Source organism: Prevotella sp. P4-51 (genome assembly GCF_002251455.1).
Taxonomy (GTDB): Bacteria; Bacteroidota; Bacteroidia; order Bacteroidales; family Bacteroidaceae; genus Prevotella.
Window position 1 is genome coordinate 1 of the sequence record NZ_NPJM01000044.1, and the last position, 25,251, is coordinate 25,251.

The window sequence follows — 25,251 nt, forward strand, 5'->3', positions numbered from 1 at the left end:
ATGCGTGCCGCGTATGATGGCAGTAGAGTCAGGAACGATATCAATCAGGCGGTTATTGCGGTGGGGTCCCACCTCTTCCCATTCCGAACAGAGAAGTTAAGCCCACTTGCGCCGATGGTACTGCAATACAATGCGGGAGAGTAGGTAGCCGCCCTTTTTTCACGAAGAGCCTTGGTCACGACAGTGACTGAGGCTTTTTTCGTTGGTACATATATAATAAGGTGGAGAAACGCCGGTAACCATGTGAAACAGGGTATCCATCCGAAATATTTGGGGGAACACGGCATTAAGTCCGCAGGGCGATACCATTTGCTGTAAAATGACGAAGTTGGCAGATGCCCTCTTTCTGCGTAACCATCCGAAACAAGCCGCCTTTTCCATTTCATCGATACTGTTTACCTTTGTCCTCAAAAAAAGTTTTGTTCAATTTGAATGAGGACAACCGTATAGTTATGGCGCAGCATCCGACTGATATGCGTATGGGAGTGAATGGTATGTGTAGACAGGTCCAAAAAGTGGGGCTGGAACCGAGTAATGGTGATGTGTATGTATTTGTGGGCAAGTCTCGCACGAGCATGAAGTTGCTCCATTGCGAACGTGGAGGTTATGTGATGTACTACAAGCGTTTGGAGCAGGGCCGTTTCCCTCCTCGCATCTTTCTTCGTCAGGGCATAGGCTTCAGATCTATGCGCTGGTATGAACGCAACCATCCGAAACAAGGTAACCATCCGAAATATTGGGGGTAACACGGCTATAAATCCGCAAGGCGATACCATTTGCTGTAAAATGACGATGCTGGCAGATACCCTCTCTTTCTGCGTAACCATCCGAAAAAGCCGCCTTTTCCATTTCGTTTTTACTGTTTACTTTCTGCAACATATGTTCCCATGGGGTGATGCTGTTATGGTTTTCTTTGGGCGCGAATGTCCATGAGTTACCTATGAATGGGTCGATATAATTGATAACCGACATTGTGCCATAACCATTTATCACGGCAGTGGTACAATGTCGGTACGAGAGAGGCTGGTAGAGCTGTCCTTTCAGCCTTTGTTTGCCACTTCAAGATAGTCCCTCAAGGCTTCAACATATTGTTCGAAAGCCTGTCTTCCTTTTGGGGTAATCCGGCAGATGGTGCAAGGCCTTTTGCCCTTGTAGGTTTTCTCTATCTCAATATAGCCTGCCGTTGAGAGTTTGTTAATCTGTACGCTCAGATTGCCCGCCGTGGCTCCCGTCTGTTCCTTGATGTATGGGAACTCGGCCTCGTCGGCGCTGATGAGCAGCGACATGACAGCCAATCGCAACTCTGCGTGCAACAGCGGGTCTAATGGTTGGAACATGTATCTCCTCCTTATCTCTTATTATGCAAATGAATAATTACGCCAGGAACAATCAGCCCGACCGTTGCCACAACTGCCATCACATAGAGCTGCATGTGGTCTGGGAAATGCAATGCGCCGAAAAAGCCTCCGATGCCAGCAATCAGGCCACAAGCCTGGATGATGCGGTTTCTCAGTATCAGTCCCATGATAGTTGTACCCATTCCGAAGCACAAGGAGATGATACTTGTAAGGCATCCGAAGGCATACACCTTAGGTAAAACCAGTTCTATCGGCAGGACTCCGCTTCCGACCAAGCCGAGAATCATGCCCATGCTACAGCAGAATACACCAAATGTAGCCCATACATATCCGATGGCTTTGCCCACGAATGTTGTTGGGATGGTTTCCCGCTTTTTGTCAATCAACCTATTGCCTGCGTAACCTACCAGCGACATCGCTGCCCATAAGAAATTCCACACAGGCCCACCGTGATTATTCCACAAATAGGCAATGAGCAATGAAAAGGCTACTACACAAGCGCCCCACCAGATTAATGGCAGTGCAGAATTCTTGTTGATTGTGCGCTGGCTGCGTTCTATCGATTCTCGGATGATTTCCAGACTGCGCTCGGCAGTCATGTTTGTTGTTTCTTCCATGATTTCTTGAGTTTTCTTGGATGTTAAACGACTTGTTTTGTTCACTCATGCCCGTCGTTCCTCCTGCAGAAAGGTCTGACAAAGGCATCGCAGTTCCGGATTGCATGGCAAAGATAATAATGTTTATGATATAAACCAAGTTATTGTGCAAACTTCTTTGCGCGGAGATGGTTTTTTTAACATTTCCCATCCGAAATGAGACAATCTGTCACCCAATTCGCGAGATTTTTCGCCATATTTGCAAGACCAGGAGGCCTCCCTGCCGCGAGCGTGTAGCCTTCTTTCTCTTGTTTCCGTCAATCTATAGTTTCGCAGAGGAGGCTTGTGTTCACATTATTTATATATACATACCAACTGCCATCAAAATGGCAGCAATTTCTGATTTCATCCTATCAGTTCTTTGGGGGCTACAGCCATATTGTCCCCTGTTTTGTGTCAACTTCACTGCCGCCACCCCCAAAAACAGCCTGTAGCTGTTGTTGTTATTTATATCTTGCGTACTTTTGCCCCAAAGTTATCAATTGTTACTCTTGTATGTGTCATGTTTGCCGACACTGTGGACAGCTTTAATGTGTGCGAGATGGCCGCCTGTCATGACCTCCACAGAGCCCCTGATACCCCCGATACTCTGGTCGATGGCATTGCCTTTTATGCGACATCGTCCAACAGTTTTGGCATTTATCTATGCTTGGCCAGCCACCCACTCGTATCTGTTTTTTTTACCCTCTACCGAAAAAAATCGTCACTTGTAGCCTGCAAAATATATATTTTTCTTACTTTTGCTTATTGATTATTTCTTAAAACGTACATATATGAAGCATTTATGTAGAGCTTTCCTGTTTCTCTTGTGCCTCGCGCTTGCGGCCGAGGCCGATGGGCAGGGCATCATTAAGCACAATCCGACCATTAATCGTAATGCGAGGACAGGTAAAACCGAAGCCGCCAGGTCCAAGACCAAACCTGCTACGGCGCGGAATAAGCAGACCAGTGCCAAGCCCACTTTCGCCTCCGAATGGAAGAGCCTCTATTATAGTTTTGTCTACGTTCGGGGCGGTACGTTCCAGATGGGAGCCACCCCGCAGATGAAAAATCCCTATCCAGATGAGCTCCCGGTGCATACTGTTACCGTCGATGGCTTTTTTATTTCCAAGTACGAGGTTACCCAGGCCCTGTGGGAGGCTGTGATGGGCTCCAACCCCTCTAAGGTGAAGGGCCGAAATCTTCCTGTGACCAATGTCTCTTGGACAGACTGCCAGACATTCCTTTCACGCCTTACCGCGCTTGCCCAGGCTAAGTCGGGCTACTCTGGGATAAGTTTTTGCTTGCCCACAGAGGCACAATGGGAGTTTGCCGCCCGTGGTGGCAATATGAGCAAGGGCTATCAATATAGCGGTAGTAATACTATAGGGAAAGTGGCTTGGCATTGTTATAATACATCTACTGTCCAGCCAGTGGGCCGGAAGGCCCCGAACGAACTCGGACTTTATGATATGACAGGCAACGTCAGCGAATGGTGCAGCGACTGGCTCGCCCCATACTCAGCCCAGGCCCAGTCTGACCCCACCGGCCCAGATAGCGGTGAGCTACGCGTGTATCGTGATGGCGGAATAGGCCATACTGTTGAGGCATGCCACATCTCTATTCGTTATGGTCAATCCCCCGACTATAATGACGAGGCTACGGGGCTTCGATTGGTAATGCATGAATAACAGGAACACGCCTATGCCACTGCAACTACAGACACCAGTCGACCTGCCGCGTGCTGACTTCGAGATAGAGCCCTGCTCGCGCATGCTCTTTGTGGGCAGCTGCTTTGCCGACAATATGGGCCGACTCTTTGCCGACGACTGCTTCCGCGTGACGGTCAACCCCTACGGCGTGATGTACAACCCCATCAGCGTGGGCCACACCATCGCCCGACTCTCCGACGAGCTGCCTCCCGACGATAGGGTCGATACCGTCGTGATTACCCTCGGCACCAACCACATCTATATACTCCGCGCCACGGGCGAAGTGGTCGACAATTGTCAGAAGCGGCCGCAGCAGCTCTTTGAGGAGCGCGAGATGACGGTCGACGATACGGTTGAGAGCCTTGAGCAGACCATCGCCCTGATAACCCGCCGCTGGCCCGATGCCCACGTGATACTCACCGTGAGCCCCATCCGCTATCGCAAATATGGGCTCCACGGCAGCCAGTTGTCCAAGTCGGTGCTCCTGCTTGCCACTGCCGAGATAGAACGTCGCCATCCGCATGTCAGCTATTTCCCCTCCTACGAGATTATGAACGACGAGCTGCGCGACTACCGTTTCTATGCCGAAGACATGATACACCCCAGCACCCAGGCCGTGGCCTACATCCACGAGTGCATGGGTCGCGTCTACTTCGGCAGCGCCATGACCCGGTTCCTCGCCGAGTGGCTGCCCGTCAAGGCCGCCCTCAACCACCGCCCCTTCGACCCCGAGAGTGCCGGATATAAAGACTTTATGAATAAAACCATGGCGAGAGTCGACGCACTTTCAAAAAAATATAATAACTTTGCATTAAATTTTAAGATAGAGAGAAATGACCTATACTATTGAGAAGGTTACCACACTCATCGGTGCGCGTAGATACGGCAACGGTGAAGCCCGCGTAGGTTTCATCCTTACTGACAGCCGTTCGTTATGTTTCCCAGAGGAAACGCTTTTCTTTGCCCTGAAAACTCAGCGCAATGACGGTACGCAATACATCTCCGACCTGTATCGCCGTGGAGTCAACAACTTTGTGGTCGAGCACGTCCCCACGGACTATGCCACCCTTTATCCCCATGCCAACTTCCTGAAAGTCACCGACTCGTTGGAGGCGCTGCAGCGGCTTGCCGAGCGCCATCGCGATGAGTTCGACATTCCCGTGGTGGGCATCACCGGCAGCAATGGCAAGACCATGGTCAAGGAGTGGCTCTACCAGATCATGTCGCCCGACGTCTGCGTCACCCGCAGTCCCCGCAGCTACAACTCACAGATAGGTGTGCCCCTCTCGGTGTGGTTGCTCAACGAGCATACCCAGCTGGGCATCTTCGAGGCAGGCATCAGCCAGCCCGGAGAGATGCGCGCCCTGCGTGGCATCATCCAGCCCACCATCGCCGTGCTCACCAATCTCGGCGCAGCCCATCAGGAGAACTTTGAGTCCATGCAGGCCAAGTGTAAGGAGAAGATTCAGCTCTTCCACGACGCCCAGACCGTGGTCTACGATGCCGACGACAGCGTGATAGCCGCCGAGGTCGAAGCCTCCGGTTATCCCGGCGAGCGCCTCTGCTGGTCTCTTACCGATGCCCATGCCCCCATGTACATCAGCCGTATCGACAAGGGCGACGCCCATACGGTCGTGACCTACAGTTACCAGGGTGGCGCCGAGCAGCACTACCAGCTGCCGTTTATCGACGACGCCTCTATCTCCAACTCCATCATCTGCGCCACCGTAGCCCTCCACCTGGGCGTCTCTGCCGCCGCCCTTGCCCTGCGCATGCAGCAGCTCGAGCCCATAGCCATGCGCCTCGAGGTCAAGGAGGGACAGCACGGCTGTACGCTTATCAATGACTCTTACAACTCCGACGTCAACTCGCTCGACATAGCCCTCGACTTCATGCGCCGTCGCCCCGACCATCAGGGACGCCGCCGCACGCTCATCCTCAGCGACATCGAGCAGAGCGGACTCACCCCGCAGTCGCTCTATGGCGAGGTGGCGCAGCTCTGCCAGCAGCGTGGTGTAGAGCGATTTATCGGCATCGGCCCCCAGCTCTGTGCCGCCGCCGCCGAGATAACCATCGCCGACAAGTCGTTCTTCGAGAGCGTCGACGCCTTCGTCGCCAGCCCCGTCTTCCACACCCTCCGCGACGAGGTCATCCTGCTCAAGGGCGCCCGCAAGTTCGGCTTCGACCGCCTCACCGAGCTCCTCGTGCGCAAGGTCCACGAGACCATCCTCGAGGTCAACCTCTCTGCCGTGGTCGAGAACCTCAACTGGTACCGGTCCTTCATGAAGCCCGAAACCAAGCTCGTCTGCATGATTAAGGCCGACGCCTATGGCGCCGGGTCTGTCGAGATAGCCAAGACCCTGCAAGATCACCGCGTAGACTATCTGGCTGTGGCTGTGGCCGACGAGGGTGTCACCCTGCGCAAGAACGGCATCACCGCCAACATCATGGTGATGAACCCCGAGATGACCGCCTTCAAGACCATGTTCGACTACGACCTCGAGCCCGAGGTCTATTCGTTCCGTCTGCTCGAGGCCCTCATCAAGGCAGCCGAGAAGGAGGGCATCACCGACTATCCCGTACACATCAAGCTCGACACCGGCATGCACCGATTGGGCTTCAATCCCCGCGAGGACATGGACAGGCTCATCGACCGCCTGCAGCATCAGAACGCTGTCATCCCCCGCTCGGTCTTCTCCCACTTTGTGGGTTCCGACAGCGACAGCTTCGACGATTTCAGTGCCCGCCAGTTTGCTCTCTTCGACGAGGGCAGCCGCCGGCTCCAGTCTGCCTTCTCCCACCATATCCTCCGCCACATAGACAACTCTGCCGGCATCGAACACTTCCCCGAACACCAGCTCGATATGTGCCGTTTAGGTCTGGGACTCTATGGCATCAACTCGCGCAACAATGCCATCATCAACACCGTGTCTACGCTCAAGACCACCATCCTGCAGTTGCGCCACGTGCCGGCTGGCGATACGGTGGGCTACAGCCGCAAGGGAGTGCTCACCCGCGACAGCGTGATAGCCGCCATCCCCATAGGCTATGCCGACGGTCTGAACCGCCATCTCGGCAACCGCCACTGCTACTGCCTCGTCAACGGCAAGCGCGCCGAGTATGTGGGCAATATCTGTATGGATGTCTGCATGATTGACGTCACCGACATCGACTGTGCCGAGGGCGACAGCGTCGAGATTTTCGGCGAGCATCTGCCCGTTACCGTGCTCAGCGACGCCATCGACACCATCCCCTACGAGATACTCACCGGCATCTCCAACCGTGTGAAGCGCGTCTACTATCAGGATTGACGCCTCCTCACCCGTTACCCTATACATGGCTCCGCCTGCAATGGTCTTCCCCTTGCAGGCGGAGCTTTTTTGCGCCTTGGCGATGGGGTAGGGGCTCTGTGTGAGCCGCTTCGGCAGCGCCGGGAGCCGCTTGGCTGGCTCGTATCGTATGTTACGAGCCTTCGTGCCTATTGATACGTGCCCTCGTGACATTTGATACGAGCCTACGTACCTTCCGTTACGAGCCGGCAGGGGTCATGGCCTCGCCGCTGCCGATGATGGCAAGGGCCGTGGCCCTCGTGCCCACGCCCGTCGATGCGGCTGGGCTATGGCCGAAGCCCTCCACGGCGGGCGCAAAACGGCATGGCTGCAACCCCGGGACGGTGGCATCGGTCGATTTTTGCAAGAAAAAACGCCATAGCCGTCATGGTATCAACTTTTTTGATTACCTTTGCCCCTACAAGTATAATTACCTTAAAACATGAATAATATTCAGACTACCAGAAAGACCAACTTCCGTTGGGTAATTTGCGCGATGCTCTTCTTCGCCACCACTGTCAATTATCTGGACCGCCAGGCCCTCTCGCTCACGTGGAAAGACTTCATCGCTCCCGAGTTTCATTGGACCAATACCGACTATGGCAACATAGCCGCCGCCTTCTCCATCATGTACGCCATCGCCAATTTCTTCTCCGGTCGCATCATCGACTGGCTGGGCACCCGTCGCGGCTACCTCTGGGCTATCGGCGTGTGGTCTGCCGGTGCCTGTCTCCATGCCCTGTGTGGCTGGGCCACCGAGCAGTGGGTAGGTCTCGACGATGCAGCCCAGCTCGTGGGCGCTGCCGGCGACGTGGCAGCCACGGTGTCTATGGTCAGCGTGTGGTTCTTCCTGGCTGCCCGCGTGGTGCTGGCTGCTGGTGAGAGCGGCAACTTCCCCGCCGCCGTCAAGGTCACCGCCGAATATTTCCCCAAGAAAGACCGCGCCTTCGCCACCGCCATCTTCAATGCCGGAGCCACCATCGGCGCCCTCGTCGCGCCCCTGTGCATCCCCACCCTGGCACGCTACTTCAAGGATATGGGCGTGGGCAACGGATGGGAGATGGCCTTTGTGGTCATCGGTATGCTGGGCTTCGTGTGGATGGGCATCTGGATTTTCATCTATCAGCCCATGCAGACCAACAAGCGCGTCAATGCCGCCGAGCGCGAGTACATACTCCAGGACAGCCAGGACGATGCTGCTGCCGACGCCGACAGCGGCCGCAAGCTCTCTATCCTCGAGTGTCTGCGCCTGCGCCAGACCTGGGCCATCCTTATGGGCAAGTTCCTCACCGATGGTGTGTGGTGGTTCTTCCTCTTCTGGACGCCCGCCTATATCAGTGATGTCTATGGCTATACGTCAGACAGCACCATGGCCCAGATGCTCATGTTCACCCTCTATGCCATCACGATGCTGTCGCTCTACGGCGGCAAGCTGCCCACCATATTCATCAACCGTACCGGAGGCAACGCCTACAACTGCCGCATGAAGGCCATGTTCATCTTTGCCCTCTTCCCCCTGCTGGGACTTGTGGCCCAGACGCTGGGCGCCATCTCGTGCTGGCTCACCATCTGCATCATCGGTATCGTGGGCGCCGCCCACCAGTCATGGTCGGCCAACCTCTTCTCTGTGGGCAGCGACCTCTTCCCCAAGAAGGCTGTGGCCACCATCACCGGTATCAACGGTATGGCTGGCGGACTCAGCTCGTTCCTCATCAACTTTGTCTCTGGCCGTCTGCTCGACCATGTCGAGGCTGCACAGACCGTCTTCTGCGGTTTCCAGGGCAAGGAGGCTGGCTACTTCATCATCTTCTGCTACTGCTCTGTGGCCTACATCGCCGGTTGGCTCGTCATGAAGCTGCTTGTGCCCCGCTATATGCCCGTCAAGGCCTGACGGCTTTACACCCCCAAACCATAGAGGCCCAAAGCCCAATCCCTAAAGCGGGATGAGGCTTTGGGCCTTTTTGGTGGGGCTGACCGCCATTTTTTTGCTACCTATGGCGTCTGTTATCAATAATAATATGTATATTTGCACATCGATGTCATCGGTCCGGGTACCGGTGTCTCTTACCGTAATAACTATCATAGTCAATGAAGAAGCTGTTATCCTTACCCCTTTTGGCGCTTGGCGCAGTGATGAGTTCGTGTAGTTCGGCCAATGGCGATGGCGCCGCAGGCAATGCCGATGTGGGCAGCCTCATGTCGCTCTCGGCACTGATGGCTGTGGGCATTATCCTTGTAGCCTTTGTGGTGGCAGCCGTCTTCTACCGCATGGAGAACGGGCGATGGAGCCGCTTCTGGCGCTTTGTAGAACGCCATCTCACCCTGCTTTTCCTCCTTACGTGGACTTTCGGTTTCTGTATCTATACCGTCGGCATGTTTATCGTCAGCGACGATGCCGCCGGTTTCACTGTCGACTCCTTCCTGCGTCTGCTGCGACAGACGCCAATGGGCGTTGTCCACGCGTTCGGCATGTTTGTAATGGACAGCGACATCAGTGCCGTGCACGAGGAGTTCCACTCCAATCTGCTCTTCATGACGCTCTTCTCGCTCGCCCACTTCATGGCGGCAGCCGTCAGCATGCTCTTTGTCATCAAGCACTTCGGCTATAACCTCATGGCGCGTGTGCAGCTCTGGGCCACAGGTTGTAGCGGTGCCATGCGCGAGCGCCTGTTCATCTTCTGGGGTATCAACGAGCCCTCCTATCTGCTCGCCGCCGACATACGCCGTACCCTCAAGGCCGGCACCTACCGTCTGGTCTTTGTCAAGACTGCCGACGACGGCGACGAGACCAGTGCTCCCACCGGGCTCGACCGACTCTTCGACTTCCTGTCGCTCAAGAACCGCGAGCTCGACCATCTCAAGGAGCTCAACTGCCTTACCGCCACTGCCTTTGCCCGTCTGAGCCGTTGCGAGCTCACCGCTGCCGAGCGCAATGACGGCACACAGGTGCTTGCCGGCAAACTGGCGCTGGGCCAGGTGGCACGCCTCATCGGCAAGACCCGTGGCGAGCTCCACTTCTTCATGCTCGGCGACGACCAGGAGAGCAATCTCCGCGCCACCGCCAACATCTGTGCCGACAGCGACATACGCCGCTTTGCCGAAGTCGAGGGTCACAAGGTCACCATCTACAGCCACGCCCGCTACGACAGTGCCAGCCGCGTGGTCGAAGACGCCTATTCGTCCAGCAACCTCGACGTCAAGATAGTCGACTCGTCGCATGCCAGCATCGACCAGCTCAAGAGCACGCCCGACTATCACCCCATACGCTTTGTCGAACTCGACACCACCCACAATGTGGGCACCGTCACCTCGCCTTTCACCTCGCTGGTCGTAGGCTTTGGCGAGAGCGGTCAGGATGCCGTGCGCTATCTCCACGAGTTTGGCGCCTTTGTCTCCAGCCTCTCTTCGGTCGATGACGACCAGCCCGGCAGTGACAACGCCAACCGCCAGGTCATGCGGTCGGAGTATCATTGCCATGTCGTCGATGCCGGCATGGACCAGCTCAAGGGCCGTTTCCTCTCCTCGGCTCCCGCTCTCGACGGCGAGGGCAGCCGCGACCTCTACTCTTTCCACGACTGCGACATCTCTTCGCCCGACTTCTACAGTCTGCTCGACCAGGTGGCTGCTACGGTCAACTATGTCGTGGTGGCTCTCGGCGACAGCGAGCAGTCTATCTCTGCCGCTGTCAACATCTTCAACTACGTGCGCCGCAACCGCGTCGACATCTCCCGCTTCAAGATATTCGTGCGCTCTTATTCCAGCTACTATGAGCCCCACATGCGCGACATCGCCGACCACTACAACCAGGTGGGCACCCCAGCCTTTGCCGAGCATATCGTCATCTTCGGCTCGGCTGCCAGCATCTATACCTTCGGCAATATCGTGGAGAGCCGTTTCGAGGCCGAGGGCCGTCTCTACAACCGCGCCTACTGCACCGTCAACAACCGGCTCGGCACCAAGGACGAGTGGGCGCTCCGCCGCGAGATACTGCTCGGGCGCCACACCCTCGAAGCCTATGGCGAGCTGAGGCGTAAGGAGATGCAGGATGTCGAAAACGCCTATCACGCCTTCACCAAGCTCTACATCATCGAGCGTGTCTGCGCCGACAACAGCGCTCTCTCATCGTGGTTTGCCGATGGGCGTGTGCCTAAGTTCGGTCGCATTTCTGCCCATGAGCATCTGCTTGAGGGCATAGTCGAGGCGCAGGGCGATTACTCAGCCCCCGACCGCGGCGTCCATCCCTCCGACCGCGGCGACCATCTCTCCGGCGCGGTCGGCTATAACGCTGCCGACCAGCTGCTGTTCCGCAATCTTGCCCGTCTTGAGCATCTGCGCTGGAATGGTTCTCACGAGGCGCTGGGATATAGATACTACGGCGACCATCCCACGCTCTCGCAGCAGTTGCCCTTCGGCACTTGGCACAGTTGCAATGAGCGTTACCGGCTGCACAACTGCCTCATGCCCTGGGAGGCTCTCGACGCCGAGAGTCTGCTTGCGGGATGGGACGACGCTACCAAGCCCGACGGCCGCGCTTATCCCGACTACAAGCTCTACGATTTCGTCGTAGTCACCACTACCATCAACAATTATTTCCATAGTCATGACCAAAACCAAGTATGAACCCCATCCCGTAGACACGTCGGACATCAGTCTGCCCGCCGAACTCACTCCGCTCATCGACGACATGTGTCGCAACGTGCATGAAGTGTGGGCTGCCACCCGTATCGCGCAAGGCTGGACCTATGGCGCCCGCCGCGACGATGCCGCCAAGCACCATCCCTGCCTTGTCCCCTACGACGACCTGACCGACGAGGAGCGTGAGTTCGACCGTAATACGTCGCTCGAAACCATCAAGCTCATCCTCAAGCTCGGCTTCAAAATCAACAAGGGCTGATCAGGCTCTGCTGGAGGATGTATAGAAAACAGAAATCCCCACTCTCATGGTTGTCATGAGGGTGGGGATTATGCTATCCTGTAGTGCTATAGTTACTGCAGAGCCTTGTCGTATGGCGGTATGCCTGCTGTGTCAGCCACCTCTTGGCCACCGTTGACGCGGCTTGTGGGGTTATGGTTCTTGTCATACCAGTAGCCGTCGTGGGGGACTCCCTGGCTGAAGGTGCCACGATAGACGGCGCCCGTTTCGCCTATGGTGTAAGTACCGCGATAATAGTTGCCCTTGCTGAAGGAACCTACATACGTGTCGTTGTTGCTGAAGACCATCTTGGCATCATCGGAAACGTCGTCGGGGAGACCGTCTTTGAACTGGCCGGTATATTCACACGAGGGAATGTCTGTGGTGCCCATATAGGTGGCATGGCCAGAACCTTGGGGGATGACCGACAGCGTGTCGCCTTGGTCATCGATGGTTATCGATGCCTCTCCTGTATAGGTGAAGATTCTCAGGTTCTCAGGGCCGTTGCTTATCCTGATGGTCGCGTCGGTCACCATGCCCCCGGGTGCTCCGGCAGTCGTGCCGCCGTTACCCTTGGACAGCATCCAGTAACCCAACAGCAGGACAGCCACGCCAACCGCTATCATGATGATCTTTCGGCGGGAACTGCTATTGCCGGTGTCGTCGTTGTCAGTCGGCTCGGGGGCTGGCGTTGGCGTCTCGGGCTCGCCCTTCTTGCGCCGCAGTCTGGTGCTGGGCTCCGGTGCTGGCTCGGGAGCTGGTGTCGGCTCGGGCGTAGGTGCCGGAGCGGGTTTGGGCGTGGGCTTCGGCTTGGCTTGGGGATTCTGCGTGATGGTCTCGGCGAGATACTGGCGCACGTCGGCCACACTCTGCGGACGCATCTTGCGGTTGGGCTTCATCAGCCATACGATGAGGTCTCTCAGTTTGGTACTCACCGTGGCGGGGAGATACTGGATGATGGCCTCGTTGACATCGTCGTCGATGTCGGAGGGCGACGGCGGAGTCTGCTCGGTAAGCAGATTGAACAGCGTGGCGCCCAGCGCGTAGAGGTCGGTCCATGGGCCAAACTTCTCGATGTTCTGCTCCATCTGTTCAGACGGTGCGTAGCCCGGCGTGTATGCCATCGCCGACGATGTAGCCAGCGACTGGCCGTCGGAGTTGCGCAACTGCTTGCTCGCACCGAAGTCTATGAGTTGTATGTTGCCCTTGCGGTCTATCATGATGTTGCCCGGCTTCATGTCGAGATGCCAGATGCCGTCGTTGTGTACCGTCTCGAGCGCGTTGAGTATTTGGGGGAGGGTCAGCATGATGTCGGCGGGCGACATGGGGTGCCCCATCCGCTTGATGCGGGCTCCGAGGCTTTCGCCTTCGATGAAGTCCATGACATAGTAGGATGTGCCGTTCTCGTCGAAGAGGTCGTGTACCTTCACGATGTGTGCATTGCTCAGTCGGCGCAACCGTCGCGCCTCCTTGCGGAACTTCTCCCGCTGAGCCTCAAAGGTGCGTTGGTTTTCTGTCAGGGTGATAGCCACCTCGTTGGTGGCCTCGTTGCGTCCGCAGACGCCCTTGATATACAGCTCCTTGATAGCCACCTTCTCGTCGAAGGCCAGGTCGGTGGCTACATAGGTGTTGCCAAATCCGCCCGACGACAGATACTGCTCGATGCGGTACTTGCCGTTGGAGAGCAAGGTACCGATGGCGAGCAGCCCTTCGCGTTCGTTGTTGTTAACTGCCATTTGTAGTTTTGTTATTGGTTATTTCCTTGATTTCTTTTCCTTCCATGCGCCGCCAGTGGGTGTCGCCCCCGCCGCCGCATGGCGCTCTGCACCAGCGTCACTTGTGCTTGATGGTGCGCAGGGGTGCGTTGTTGTCGTGCTGTTCGGTCTTGGCTGGTTGCTTGTCGCCCTTGTCGTCGCCGCCTTGGGTCTTGATGACAAACAGCGCCAGAGCTGCGATGATGGCGAGCAACAGCAGCCACACCCAGGTATGCCCTTTCTTCTTGCCCTTGGGCTTGACCGCCTCTACCTTGACCTCGGGCTGTGCGGTCACGCTTCCGCCCTCGATGCTGAAGGCATAGGCGGTGTTGTTGTCGCGCGTCTGCTGCAGCCGGCAGGCTTCTGCCACCGAGCGTATGCGGTTGTCGAGCGTGTCGTGGTTGAGCATGAGGCGGCAGAGGTCATCGTCGGTGAGCTGTTCGACCACGCCGTCGCTGCAGAGCACAAACACGTCGTCGGGGCGTATGTCGGTGATGACGTTGAACGAAGCCCGGTCGCGCCGCTCCTGATGAGGCTGCACGGCGCGCGTGATGACATTCTTCTGCGGGAAGTCGCGCGCCTCTTCCTCGGTGAGTTCGCCGGCGGCGATGAGGTCGAACACCAGCGAGTGGTCGCGGGTGCGGAAGACAACGCCTGCTCCCGGACGCAGCTGATAGACTCGGCTGTCGCCGATGTGAGCCACCAGCACGCCGTCGCTGCAGCAGGCTGCAAAGGTGAGGGTGGTACCCATGGTGCGGCCCGTGGATGGGGGAGTGTCTATCGCGTCGAGCTCGTCGTAGGCTGCTTCGAGCGCCGTCTCAAACACGGTGCGCATCTCGGCGGTGGTGCAGAGCGGCAAGACTGCCGTCTTCTCGCCCACCGTCTTGGCCACGCAGGCGCTTGCCACCTCGCCGTGCTCGTGGCCGCCCATGCCGTCGCACACCAAGAACACGCGCTGGCTGGCGGTGGCTTCACCTATGGCCGGGAAGATGGAGTCTTCCTGGTTGGCCTTCTGTCCTATTTCACTGTAGCACGCTATCTCGCCCAGGCGGATAGATGCGGTAGGGTTGGTCTGCTTGTCCATAAGCGTAGTGGTTTTATTCAAATTGGTTGGCGAGGAACATCCTCCTGTCGCCGAGCATCATACAGTCGTTGACATTGAGGTAGACGATGTCGTCTTCGATGAGCTCCACGCCCTGCAGCGAGGTGGGGTTGGTGCCATGCTCCTCGAAGGTGCAGCGTATGCCCGTGGGCTGGCAGGTGAGCTCGATGACGGCGTGGCGCCGGCTCATGTAGTTGCTGGGGTCGGGTATCTGTATCTCGGCGGTATTGTTGCTGGTCTGGCGTCCCACCCACTGCCTGCCGAAGTGCAACTGGTAGCGCTTGTCGTCGACCTGGAGCGAGAGACAGGGCAGAAAGTCGCCTATCTTCATCTTCTTGTGGCAGTGGGGACACTCTGCGTTCTTCGCCTCCAGACCGGCAGCGGCAACCACATTGATTACGCCCTTGCAGTGTGGGCATTTGAGTGCTATATTCATTGTCTCTGCTTATTATACGTCGTACATGGTGATGTCGGCATTGTTGGAGTAGTCGGGCAGGTCGTCGCCGCCCATGGGGTCGCTTACCTCTGTCACACCGGGCTGCATCACGTCGTCGGCGGTAGGCATGGCGATGTGGTGTTCGGTCACGTCTGCCATTTCGTCATTCTCTATCTCGCCGTTGCCGTTGGCATCAGTAACCATCACGTTGACCTCGCCGTTCTGGTCGCTGTCTACGAAGATGACGTTCTGGTCGTTGATGGTTACGGCAGCCACGTCTACGGTCTGGCCGTTGAGGTCGACATCGTTTTCTACCGAGATGACGCGCACTTCGGGCTCGTTCTCGGCGGCGCTTACCTGTACCTCGGGCTGGTGCACCTCTACGGAGTTGCCGTTGATGTAGAGGTTGGCTTCGCTCACGTTGCCTATCTCTCCCTCTTCCACCTCGCCGTTGCCATTGATGTCGATGGCTGCTGTCTGTATGTGTCCGTTCTCGTCGGCGAGCAGCACGGCGTTGTTGCCGTTGACTGTGGCGTGTGCCAACATATACTGGTTTCCGTCTTCGTCCTGACCGGTCTCTACCGAGTGGATGATGATGCTCTCGTCGTTGTCTGTGGCGGGAGTGGGCTTCGGCTCATGCTGCTCGGGCTGTTCCACCTTGACGGGCTCTACGTGCTCATCTTCCTCGTGATGCTCTTCCTCCACGGGCTTGGGCTCTGGCTTGGGTTCGGGCTTGGCTTCAGGCTGAGGCTGGGTCTGCTGGGGTTGGGGCTGAGCCTCGGGCTCTTCGGTGGTGGCAGCCTGCACGGCGTTGGCACCGCCTACACCCAGCGCTGCACCCAATATGGCTGCGGCAGCTGCCTTGGCAGTAGTCTTGTCGTTATTACGCTTCTCTTCCTTGGCATTGTTGCCAGTCTTCTGCTTGTTGCGGATGGTGTCATTGTTGTCAAACATAGTGGTAATGTTTTATAGGGTTATTATTGATTTCTGCTGCAAAGATAAGGAGATAATCCATGGCCTCCAAACGATTTCCCCCTTAGTGGATGAAATGCCCATCTGGCGTGACGAAATGGCTGAAAGCGGCAGAATTGTGCCCCGATGCGGCTGTGGGGATTAGCCCGGGAAGCGCCGAGAGGGCTGTGGTCGAGCTGGAGGACTGCCCGGCTGCTGGCGCGATGCACGGAGGGACGGCCTATTTGCGCTTGGGATTCCAGTTGAGTATGTGCATCGTGTCGCTGAACTTGCCCCACATCACGGGGTGCTGCTTGTCGTGCGTGGCTTGGGCCACCTTCTGCGCGACATAGGTGAATATCTCCTTGGCTTCGACGATGCGGTTGCGGTCGGTGTCGGCGGCGCCCTTCATGCCCTTCTCCAGATACTGGGTGAAGTATCCGTTGGGGCCGTAGGGGTTCTCTCGCGATGTCTCGCTGCTGCGCGACGAGAGGAAGAGCATCACGCCCTGGCTGTTGCCGAAAGTCTGGCTGGCGCTCGAGCTCTTGCCGCCACCGCGCAGACCGCCCGAGAAGCAGGCGTCGATGAAGAGCTGCTTGTTGTTGGCGTCACACTGGCGCAGCACGGCCTTGATTTCACCATAGCTGATGAGTGTCTGCTCGTTGTGGGTATCGTAGGCGCAGAGTCCGCCCTTGCTGCCATGACCGCTGAAGAAGAAGACCACGATATCGTCCTTGCCCGCCTTGCCGAATACCTCTTTCAGCGTGGCGAGTACCCGGTCGTGGGTGGCGTCGCTGCCGGTGAGCGTGGTGACATGGCGCGTGTGGGTCTTGTAGAGCTTTGCCATCGTGGCGGCATCGTTCTCGGTCTTGCGGAGGGGCTTGATATGCTTGTATTTGGCTATGCCTACCGACACCACGTAGATGTCGCGGGCGTAGGTGGCGGTGCTGATGGCAAGGGCCATCACGAGGAGCAGCAGGTGTATCTTCTTCATAGGCTTGAGGATGGAGGTTGGCGTGAGGGAGCGTATCATTCTGACATGGCCAGACGGAAACCGAAGTGGGTATGGGAGTAGGTAGATGACTGGCCGAAGCGGTAACTGCATCGGCAGTCTTTTTCGTGTGTGACATAGCTGCCGCCGCGCAGTGGGTGGTCGCCTTTGGGAGATTCCTGTACAGGGTTGTTTTGCGGGGCGGCAGAGTAGGGCTGATAGCCGTCGCCGCAGAACTCAAAGACATTGCCCGACATGTCGTAGAGGCCCAGTTCGTTGGGGCGCTTGGTGCCTACGGGCTTGTGGCGGTCGTGGGTGTTGTCGCTATACCATGCCACGTCGTCTATCTGGTTGCTGCCGCTGTAGCGGTAGCCGCCGCTCTTGCGTCCGCCACGGGCTGCATACTCCCATTCGGCCTCGGTGGGCAGCCGGTAGTGCTTGCCGGTGAGGGCGTTGAGCTTCTGGATAAACGCCTGGATGTCGTTCCACGTGATATTTTCGACGGGGTGGTTGCCGCCGAGCTTCTGCTCCGACGGGTTGTGCCCCATCACCTTCTGCCAGAGCGCCTGGGTGGTCTCGTAGCGGCAGATGTAGAAGCTGCGCACGGTCACCTGATGGGCGGGCTTGGCATTCTCGGCATTCCAGTAGTCTTCGGCGGCAGCGGCACCCATGGTGAAGGTGCCGCCTTCGACATAGACCATGTCGGCAGCCAGTTTCTTCAGCGGGTTGGCCACCGCTGCAGGTCTCTTCGCCTGCGCACGGGGCTGCGGCTTGGTGGTGGGCTTGGTGGTAGTGGATGTCTTGGGGCGTATGATGCCCTGCGCTCCGGCTTCGGTGGCCAGGGCTGTGAGCATAATGGCGATGAGCAGAGATGTGATGCGCATGGTGGTAAGGGTTTGGGTGATGCCCGGGCGGGCGATGTTACTTGAGGGGCACGCCACAACCGGGACAGTAGCGGTTGGCCTTGAGCACCTCATAGGGGGTAAGTCCCAGAAACTTGTGGCAGTGGGGGCATACGTAGGTGGTCTGCATAGAGGCGTTGAGTGCCGATATGGCGAGAGTCTTCTTTTCGAGCACTTTCTCGCCTGCCACGACGGCTATCGCAATGACCACCGCCAGCACGATGATGGATATCATCCAGTCCTGGCCCACGGTCTGCGCGAGCAGCATGGTGATGATGGGAGTGAGCATACGTATGGAGTTGACCATCGTGGAATATCGGTCCCACTTCTTCTTTTCGTTCTCGTAGTTGGCCCATATCTGCCCGAGGTCAATAGTGGACAGGTCGGTGAGCAACTGTCTTACCGAGGTCTTGTGCTGACCCAGGAAGAAGGGCGTGTCGGTCTTGACGGTCTTGCGCTTGATGCGCATGCCGAAGACGAAAGTGCCTCGGGTAGAGTCGAGGTCTTCTATCTGGTAGGTGTCGGTACCCGTGCGGGTCAGTTTGGCGTGCTGCGGGTCCACGCTGGTGTCGGCGATGTGCATGGGCTGCTGGCCCATGCGGCCTATGGTGATGGTTTGTCCTATTTCCATATCTTTTGCTGTTCGTAGAGTTTCTTGATTTCCTTGAGGGCCTCCTTGGAGATGGGCAGGGCGAAGTGGTCGGGGTGGTCGAAGTCAGAGAGGATGAGTCGCTGGGTGCTAAGGTTGACCTGGACTATCATCTCGGTGTTGACGATGTACCGCTTGCCGATGCGGATGAATACCGGCTGGTCGGGTTCGGGCTTGACGCGTATCAGCTGTTCGACCTCACCGAGGCTCACGGGCAGCATGATTTTCTGCTTGTTAGGGAACACGCCATAGCAGTAATTGCCGAAGGCTTCGTAGAACATGGCACGGGTGAGGGGGACCCGAAGCAGTTCGTTGCGGCGGTTGAAGACTATCTGTTTCATCTTTCCTTGGAGTTAATCAGTCATGCCGTAACACTCTGGCTGTGCGCGGGAGTGGTAGCAATAGCAAAGGTAAACATAATTATCGGAATAAACTTTACAATTTGCCCATTTTTTTTACCTTATTATAAGATATGGGGCAAAAATGACGCTCTCTGCCACCATCATCTGCCCGTAACCGAAGGTCGGAGCGACGCCCTGTCGCTGCCAGGGTAACCTCTGTCACCACCAGGGTAACCTCGGCTGCTGCCAGGGTAATCTCTGCAGCCACCAGGGTGACCTCTGCTGCCACCAGAGTAAATTCGGCTGCTGCCAAGCCTCCTCTGCCAGGCAAGGCGCATGCCGACAACAGCCCTGTGACCACGGCGCCGCCCCCGCCGATGCAGCGAAAGCGGGCATAGACTAACGGAAAGTTGGTTTCAAACCATGAAATGACCATTGCAAGGCTGGAAAGGAGTAAATCACGCCACGCATCCTCCATTTCGTGACTTGAAATGAGGATAAAGGCGGCCTCGGGCGGGTTGGCGGTCATGGTGCATGGGCGTGGAGGCTATTCCGTCGCGATGTGGCGGCCTCGCTCTTCCACAAACCGCTTGAGCAGAAACGTGAGGAAATAGGGGAAGGTGTAGAACCTGCCATTGAATCCTATGTTCTTATACCCCAACTTGATGCCGTACCTTACGTCGGGGTACTTGTCGGCCTTGAGCAGATTGTTGAGCGAGGCGGTCGCGTTGTCGTTGGCCTTCACCTCGACCGGAATCAACGAGTCGGCGTCTCTGATAAAGAAGTCCATCTCCAGGGCGGGCCTGTCGTTGCTGTAGTAATAGAGACGGTAGCCTTGCTTCACGAGCATGTCTCCCACGGCGTTCTCATAGATAGCCCCCTTGTAGGTGCCGAGGTTCTTGTTGGCTCTCAAGTCCTCCTGTGCCTCTTCGTCGAGCGACGCGATAAGCAGCCCGGTGTCCTTGTAGTATATCTTGTAGAGTTTGGGGTCATAGTTGCCCTTCAGCGGCAGTTCCGGCTGGTTCAGACAGTAACAGATGTTGATGACACCCGCATCAGCAAGCCATTCTACGCATCCCACATAGTCTCTGTTGCGTGCATTGCGTGCAATCTTGGTTATCTGGAAACGCTTGTTCTCCTTGGCCAGGAATGTGGAGATATGGTTGTAGACGGCCTTGACCTTTGCCTTGTCCAACCCGTCGACATACTTGGTGATATCTTCCTCATAGTCTTTCAGCAACTGCCTCTGTATGCCCAGGGTGCCACTGAAATTCTTGTTCTGGATGTAGGTGTTGACCACCTCGGGCATGCCGCCTATCGTGACATAGTCGCGGAAAAGACCGAAGAGGATATCCATCTGCAGATTGCTGATGGGCTTGACCTCAAGCATGTGCTGGTACAGGTCGTCTACGAATTCCTCGGTATAGCCCTTGGCCCACAGAAATTCCTCGAAATCCATGGAGTGCATCTCGTAATCTTCCTTGTAGCCCACGCTGTTGGACTCTATCTCACGGTAGTTGATACCCATCAGCGAGCCAGAGCAGATGACGTCGAAGCGGCCGTCGAGCTTGAAGAACTTCAACGCGGTGGCACAGTTGGGGCATGCCTGCAGTTCGTCAAAGAAGAACAGGGTGGCGCCGGGGATGAACCTCAGCTCGGGATTGAGCAGAGAGATGTTCTTGAGGATGGTGTCTACCTCGAAGCCATCGTCAAAGATGGCCTTGTACCTCGTTTGCTCTACAAAGTTGATTTCAATGACGCTCTGGTAGTTCTGCGAGGCAAACCATTCGATGGAACGGGTCTTGCCAATCTGCCGGGCGCCTTTGATGATAAGCGGTTTTCTGTCTGGGTTGTTCTTCCAGGCCGTCAAGTAGCTGTCCACCTTTCTTCTGAGTAGTCTTTCCATATCGCGAAACATTAATTACATGTGCAAAGATAGTGATTTTCACGTTATCCGCATCATAAATGGCACTGTTTTTCACATAATCCGCCCCGAAAATAGCTATATTTTCACACAATCTCATCAGATTTGGCGCAATTTTTCACATAATCCGCACCGAAATAGGCTCGATTTTCACATTTTCCCATATTTCGCGGCGGGTGGTGGTCATACATACCGCTGCGATATGGCCCTTGGGCGGCATGGCCATAGTCCGCGCCGCCACCGTAGGCCCACCACTCAGCAGGGTGGATAGGCAGCCTCGGTAGATGATGTCATTCGCAGCAAGAGGAAATGGGGCGGGAGGAAGTTTTGTGGCGTGCGCGCGAAAAGAAATGGGAGGAAGCGTGGGTTTCTTCGTATTTTTATATAACTTTGCCTGCATGAAATATGTTGAGGCTATACTTCCGCTGCCGTTAGACGGCCTTTTCACTTACAGCGTGCCCGCTGCTCTGGAGTCAAGGGTAGTGCCAGGCGTACGTATACTGGTGCCGCTCGGACGGAGCAAGACCTACACGGCGGTGGCGCTCAACACGCATGACATCCAACCCGACTTTGAGGTAAAGGACATCGTCGACGTGCTCGACGACCATCCCATGCTGCTGCCCCATCAGCTCTCGCTGTGGCAGTGGATATCCTACTACTATCTGGCGCCTATCGGTGATGTATATACCGCCGCGATGCCGTCGGGGCTGAAGGCCGAGGACGGGTTCAGACCCAAGACAGAGGACTATATAGCCCTCAGCCCGCAGTTGCACGACCAGCGCGCGCTGCACGTGGCTATGGAGTCGCTCGCAAGGGCCCGCAAGCAGCAGCAGGTGTTTGCCACCTATCTGCAGATGAGCCACTGGGACATGAGGGCCGATGGCGAGAAGGTAGAGGTGCGCGAGATTACCCGCGAAGAGCTGCGCAACGAGTCCAATGCTACCGAAGCCATCATCAAGGCGCTCGTAGACCGCCACCTATTATATATATATAAGGTGGAAGTGGGCAGGCTCAACGACGGAGTGGGCGAGCCTCTGGCCCAGCCCAAGACACTGAGCCCCGCGCAAGCCCATGCCTATGACGCCGTGGTGGCGAGCATGAAGGAGCGCGAGGTGACGCTGCTCCACGGAGTGACCTCGAGCGGCAAGACCGAAGTGTACATCCATCTGATAGCCCGCGCGCTGGAAGAGAAGAAGCAGGTGCTCTATCTGGTGCCCGAGATTGCACTCACGGTGCAGATGATGGAGCGTCTGCGCCGCGTCTTCGGTTCGCGGTTGGGCATCTACCACTCCAAGTACAGCGATGCCGAGCGCGTGGAGATATGGCGCAAGCAGCTCTCCGACCATCCCTACGATGTAATCCTCGGCGCGCGCAGTGCCGTCTTCCTGCCCTTTACCCGGCTGGGCATGGTCATCATTGATGAGGAACACGAGACCAGCTTCAAGCAGCAGGACCCGTCGCCGCGATACCATGCGCGGTCGGTGGCGATTATGCTCGCCCGTGCCACCGGAGCCCGTGTGGTGCTGGGCACCGCCACGCCGTCGGCAGAGTCGTATCACAACGCGCAGAGCGGCAAGTATGGACTGGTAACCCTCACCACCCGCTATCAGGACATCCAGCTCCCCGAGATACGGGTGGTCGATGTCAAGGACCTGCGTCGTCGCAAGATGATGAACGGTCTCTTCTCGCCCGACCTGCTGGTTGCCGTGCGCGACCAGCTCAGCCGCGGCAAGCAGGCCATACTCTTCCAAAACCGCCGCGGCTTTGCGCCGATGATAGAGTGTCACGACTGCGGATGGGTGCCGCGCTGCGAGAACTGCGACGTGTCGCTCACGCTCCACAAGGTGACCAACAGGCTCACCTGCCACTACTGCGGCTACACCTATACCGTGCCCACAGAGTGCCCCAACTGTGGTGGGCGCGACCTGAGAGGGCAAGGCTATGGCACAGAGAAGATAGAGGACGCCGTGCGCACCGAGTTTCCCGATGCCAGGGTGGCTCGCATGGACCTCGACACCACCCGCACGCGCAACGCCTATGAGCGCCTTATCGCCGACTTCTCTCAGGGCAAGACCAATGTGCTCATCGGTACGCAGATGGTGACCAAGGGACTCGACTTCGACAATGTGGGCGTGGTGGGCATACTCGATGCCGACTCGATGCTCAACTATCCCGACTTCCGCGCCTACGAACACGCCTTCATGATGATGGGCCAGGTGAGCGGAAGGGCTGGCCGCAAGGGCGAACGCGGTCTGGTGATACTCCAGACTAAAGCTCCCGAGCTGCCGGTGATACACCAGATAGTGGGGCATGACTTCAAGGGCTTCTTCGGCGACCTGATGGACGAGCGACGACTGTTCCGCTATCCGCCGTTTGCCCGTCTGATATACGTGTACATCAAGCACAGGCAGGAGCACGTGGCAGAGAGTGCTGCCCTGCTCATGGCGGGATGGCTCAGGCAAGGCTTGGGCGAGCGGGTGCTGGGCCCCGACAAACCGTCGATAGCCCGCGTCAAGACGATGAGCATCCGCAAGATTGTGCTCAAGCTCGAGAACAGTCTCGACGGGCGTCAGGTGAGACAATACCTGCGTCAGGTGCAGCAAAAAATAATGCAGGACAAGCAATATGCTACCCTGCAGATATACTATGATGTGGACCCGCTATGACAGCAAGCCCACATCACACACAGATTATTGATATATTTACTTATAATTAAGGTCTCTCTTAGAGAGTGAGGTCTACACCGAGACCGAAGACACGGTTGGTACGTGTGAACGAGTTGGTAACGGTGGCCTGACCGACGGCCTCCTTCTTGTCGTAGTCGCTGTAGATGGTCTGGAAGTAAGCGGCATTGATCTTTACCTTCTCGCTTACCTGGACACCGACTCCGAAGCCGATAGAGTAGGAGTTGACATTGAAACTGATGTCGTTCATACCCGCATCCTTGAATCCGTACTGGGTCTTCTGCGCTCCGGCGCTTACCTGCCAGCACTTGTTGATGTCGTATTCAGCACCGACGAGATACTCATTGGTGTCGCTCAACATATCCTTGGTGTACTGCTTGGTGTCGACATCGAAGTAGTGGTGCCAACCGGCCGAAATGCGGAGCGAGGGCAGCAGCGAGTACTGTGCACCTACGGTGAGCAAGCCGGGAGTGTCTTCTGCCACCTCGTTACCGTCCTTGAATTTGCTGAGCATGGGGATGCCCTCGGCGCTGAGGCTGTTGGCCGACTTGTTCTTCAGACGCATACGGGTCTTGAACTCATACTTGGCAGCAAGGTTCAGGCGTCCTGTCTTGTAGTCGATACCGATGATGGGAGCCACGCCCCATCCTGTCTGGTCGCAGTTGAGCTCGATGTCCTGGGTGGACTGGCTCAGCATGTTGGCTTTGGCTGCTGCTGCTTCCAGAGCCTGTGCTGCCTGCATGTTGCCAGCCTGCTCCATAGCACCGGCATATCGGTTGAGTTGGTCTCCCAACTCGCTGAAGTGGGCGGCGGCACCTACCATAGATGACTGGCCGTTGTCGAGATGCTCGATGGAGATGTTCTTGACATAACCATAGTAGTTGGCCGAACCGTAGAGCATCTTCAGACCGCCATAGACAGAGAGGTGGTCGTTGATGCGGTAAGCGGTACCGAAGGTGAAACCATAATAATACTGGCGGCCACGCATAAATGAGTCGTAGCTATACTTACTGCCCATGCCGTGACCTGCCATGCCGGGGATGCCCAGCTGGCCGAGAGTCTGGTAAAGCTGGTTGACTGCGGGGGCATAGGTGGTGACGCCGGCAACCACCTGCTCAAAAGAGCCGAGGCCGTAGGGGAATTCACATTTGCCACCGCCGCCGGTAAGGGCAAATCCGAACTGGAAGCTCCAGTTTCCCTTGTTGTAGGCAGCTTGCAGGGTGGGGAGAACGGGCGCGTTGGCCTTGCCCTCAAACTCGTGTACGCTGCCACTCATGTTCACGTTGTTGGGGAAGAGTGGGAAGCCCGTCTTGATGGTACGGGTCTGGTGTACATTCTGCAATCCTATAGACAGGTGTATGCCCTCGCCCAGGAAGACTACACCGGCGGGGTTGCTGTAGACGCCATCGATGGCTATGGCAGCATCGCGCGCGGGATTGCGGAGGAAGTTAATGTTCTGGTTGGTGTTGGTGAGTAATCCACCGGCCTGTGCGGTGGTCGAAAAAATAACGATTGCTAACGCTGTGCAAATCAGTTTTGTCTTATTCATCTTAAAAAAACTAAAAATATTG

23 protein-coding genes and 1 rRNA gene are annotated in these 25,251 nt (G+C 56.7%); 9 read left to right on the top strand and 15 right to left on the bottom strand.

The window, feature by feature from the left end; translation table 11 throughout:
* Nucleotides 1-44: 44 nt before the first annotated feature.
* A 5S ribosomal RNA gene (gene rrf, locus CIK94_RS05855) occupies nt 45-157 on the top strand.
* 295 nt (nt 158-452) lie between these two features.
* Nucleotides 453-746 (top strand): IS66 family insertion sequence element accessory protein TnpB, encoded by a 294-nt coding sequence (gene tnpB, locus CIK94_RS14930; RefSeq protein ID WP_216821929.1) that lies wholly within the window; start codon nt 453-455, stop codon nt 744-746.
* Here the strand turns inward: tnpB and CIK94_RS14555 are convergent.
* From CIK94_RS14555 to CIK94_RS05870, 3 genes are all read right to left on the bottom strand, one after another.
* Nucleotides 685-972 (bottom strand): hypothetical protein, encoded by a 288-nt coding sequence (locus CIK94_RS14555; protein WP_173845677.1) that lies wholly within the window; start codon nt 970-972, stop codon nt 685-687. The genes tnpB and CIK94_RS14555 overlap by 62 nt on opposite strands.
* Nucleotides 973-1,040: 68 nt before the next feature.
* Nucleotides 1,041-1,337: a transcriptional regulator gene (locus CIK94_RS05865; protein ID WP_094421873.1), complete on the bottom strand. Its 297-nt coding sequence runs from the start codon at nt 1,335-1,337 to the stop codon at nt 1,041-1,043.
* Between the two features lie 11 nt (nt 1,338-1,348).
* The gene (locus tag CIK94_RS05870) at nt 1,349-1,975 is read right to left on the bottom strand and encodes a hypothetical protein (RefSeq protein WP_094421875.1); all 627 of its coding nucleotides are present in this window, start codon (nt 1,973-1,975) and stop codon (nt 1,349-1,351) included.
* Nucleotides 1,976-2,787: 812 nt separating this feature from the next.
* Between CIK94_RS05870 and CIK94_RS05880 the strand changes: the two genes are divergently transcribed.
* The 4 genes from CIK94_RS05880 to CIK94_RS05895 all read left to right on the top strand — a co-directional run bounded on the left by CIK94_RS05880 (nt 2,788) and on the right by CIK94_RS05895 (nt 8,925).
* Nucleotides 2,788-3,684, top strand: a complete 897-nt coding sequence (locus CIK94_RS05880; protein ID WP_022309730.1) for an SUMF1/EgtB/PvdO family nonheme iron enzyme — start codon at nt 2,788-2,790, stop codon at nt 3,682-3,684.
* A 13-nt stretch (nt 3,685-3,697) separates the two neighbouring features.
* Nucleotides 3,698-4,555, top strand: coding sequence for a GSCFA domain-containing protein (locus tag CIK94_RS05885; protein WP_371591643.1), 858 nt, complete (start codon nt 3,698-3,700; stop codon nt 4,553-4,555).
* Complete coding sequence (locus CIK94_RS05890; protein WP_094421877.1) at nt 4,539-7,016, top strand: bifunctional UDP-N-acetylmuramoyl-tripeptide:D-alanyl-D-alanine ligase/alanine racemase; 2,478 nt, start codon at nt 4,539-4,541, stop codon at nt 7,014-7,016. Before CIK94_RS05885 ends, CIK94_RS05890 begins: the two co-directional genes overlap by 17 nt.
* A gap of 460 nt (nt 7,017-7,476) precedes the next feature.
* Entirely contained in the window at nt 7,477-8,925 is a 1,449-nt protein-coding gene (locus CIK94_RS05895; RefSeq protein WP_094421879.1) for an MFS transporter, read from the top strand.
* Nucleotides 8,926-8,967: 42 nt separating this feature from the next.
* Here the strand turns inward: CIK94_RS05895 and CIK94_RS14365 are convergent, their stop codons facing one another.
* Nucleotides 8,968-9,117 (bottom strand): hypothetical protein, encoded by a 150-nt coding sequence (locus CIK94_RS14365; protein ID WP_158216520.1) that lies wholly within the window; start codon nt 9,115-9,117, stop codon nt 8,968-8,970.
* Nucleotides 9,118-9,122: 5 nt separating this feature from the next.
* Here CIK94_RS14365 and CIK94_RS05900 point away from each other — a divergent pair, with 5 nt between their 5' ends.
* Together CIK94_RS05900 and CIK94_RS05905 are read left to right on the top strand one after the other, a co-directional pair.
* Nucleotides 9,123-11,654 (top strand): hypothetical protein, encoded by a 2,532-nt coding sequence (locus tag CIK94_RS05900; RefSeq protein ID WP_144008313.1) that lies wholly within the window; start codon nt 9,123-9,125, stop codon nt 11,652-11,654.
* Nucleotides 11,635-11,928, top strand: a complete 294-nt coding sequence (locus CIK94_RS05905) for a RyR domain-containing protein (protein WP_094387744.1) — start codon at nt 11,635-11,637, stop codon at nt 11,926-11,928. Before CIK94_RS05900 ends, CIK94_RS05905 begins: the two co-directional genes overlap by 20 nt.
* Before the next feature lie 92 nt (nt 11,929-12,020).
* Here the strand turns inward: CIK94_RS05905 and CIK94_RS05910 are convergent, their stop codons facing one another.
* The 10 genes from CIK94_RS05910 to CIK94_RS05955 form a co-directional block, all read right to left on the bottom strand.
* Nucleotides 12,021-13,682 (bottom strand): protein kinase, encoded by a 1,662-nt coding sequence (locus CIK94_RS05910; RefSeq protein ID WP_094421883.1) that lies wholly within the window; start codon nt 13,680-13,682, stop codon nt 12,021-12,023.
* 97 nt (nt 13,683-13,779) lie between these two features.
* A complete protein-coding gene (locus CIK94_RS05915) occupies nt 13,780-14,805 on the bottom strand; it encodes a PP2C family serine/threonine-protein phosphatase (RefSeq protein WP_144008314.1) in 1,026 nt (341 codons plus the stop codon).
* Nucleotides 14,798-15,238 carry an FHA domain-containing protein gene (locus CIK94_RS05920; protein WP_094385654.1) on the bottom strand — a complete coding sequence of 147 codons (441 nt, stop codon included), beginning with the start codon at nt 15,236-15,238 and terminating at the stop codon, nt 14,798-14,800. The genes CIK94_RS05915 and CIK94_RS05920 overlap by 8 nt, the downstream gene beginning before the upstream one ends.
* Before the next feature lie 12 nt (nt 15,239-15,250).
* Nucleotides 15,251-16,192 carry a hypothetical protein gene (locus CIK94_RS05925; RefSeq protein ID WP_094421887.1) on the bottom strand — a complete coding sequence of 314 codons (942 nt, stop codon included), beginning with the start codon at nt 16,190-16,192 and terminating at the stop codon, nt 15,251-15,253.
* 238 nt (nt 16,193-16,430) lie between these two features.
* Nucleotides 16,431-17,183 carry a caspase family protein gene (locus CIK94_RS05930; protein WP_158216521.1) on the bottom strand — a complete coding sequence of 251 codons (753 nt, stop codon included), beginning with the start codon at nt 17,181-17,183 and terminating at the stop codon, nt 16,431-16,433.
* 35 nt (nt 17,184-17,218) lie between these two features.
* Complete coding sequence (locus tag CIK94_RS05935; RefSeq protein WP_158214690.1) at nt 17,219-18,121, bottom strand: SUMF1/EgtB/PvdO family nonheme iron enzyme; 903 nt, start codon at nt 18,119-18,121, stop codon at nt 17,219-17,221.
* Nucleotides 18,102-18,713 carry an FHA domain-containing protein gene (locus tag CIK94_RS05940; protein WP_022310373.1) on the bottom strand — a complete coding sequence of 204 codons (612 nt, stop codon included), beginning with the start codon at nt 18,711-18,713 and terminating at the stop codon, nt 18,102-18,104. The genes CIK94_RS05935 and CIK94_RS05940 overlap by 20 nt, the downstream gene beginning before the upstream one ends.
* Complete coding sequence (locus CIK94_RS05945; RefSeq protein ID WP_022310374.1) at nt 18,704-19,072, bottom strand: LytTR family DNA-binding domain-containing protein; 369 nt, start codon at nt 19,070-19,072, stop codon at nt 18,704-18,706. Before CIK94_RS05945 ends, CIK94_RS05940 begins: the two co-directional genes overlap by 10 nt.
* A 94-nt stretch (nt 19,073-19,166) precedes the next feature.
* On the bottom strand, nt 19,167-19,601 hold the full coding sequence (locus CIK94_RS05950) for a hypothetical protein (RefSeq protein WP_094421891.1): 435 nt from the start codon (nt 19,599-19,601) through the stop codon (nt 19,167-19,169).
* Between the two features lie 18 nt (nt 19,602-19,619).
* Complete coding sequence (locus tag CIK94_RS05955; protein ID WP_094421894.1) at nt 19,620-20,978, bottom strand: ATP-binding protein; 1,359 nt, start codon at nt 20,976-20,978, stop codon at nt 19,620-19,622.
* 416 nt (nt 20,979-21,394) lie between these two features.
* Here CIK94_RS05955 and priA point away from each other — a divergent pair, with 416 nt between their 5' ends.
* Entirely contained in the window at nt 21,395-23,662 is a 2,268-nt protein-coding gene (gene priA / locus CIK94_RS05965; protein WP_094421896.1) for a primosomal protein N', read from the top strand.
* Nucleotides 23,663-23,720: 58 nt separating this feature from the next.
* On the opposite strand, the gene CIK94_RS05970 is transcribed toward priA, so the two are convergent.
* On the bottom strand, nt 23,721-25,229 hold the full coding sequence (locus CIK94_RS05970; protein WP_094421898.1) for an OmpP1/FadL family transporter: 1,509 nt from the start codon (nt 25,227-25,229) through the stop codon (nt 23,721-23,723).
* Nucleotides 25,230-25,251: the final 22 nt, after the last annotated feature.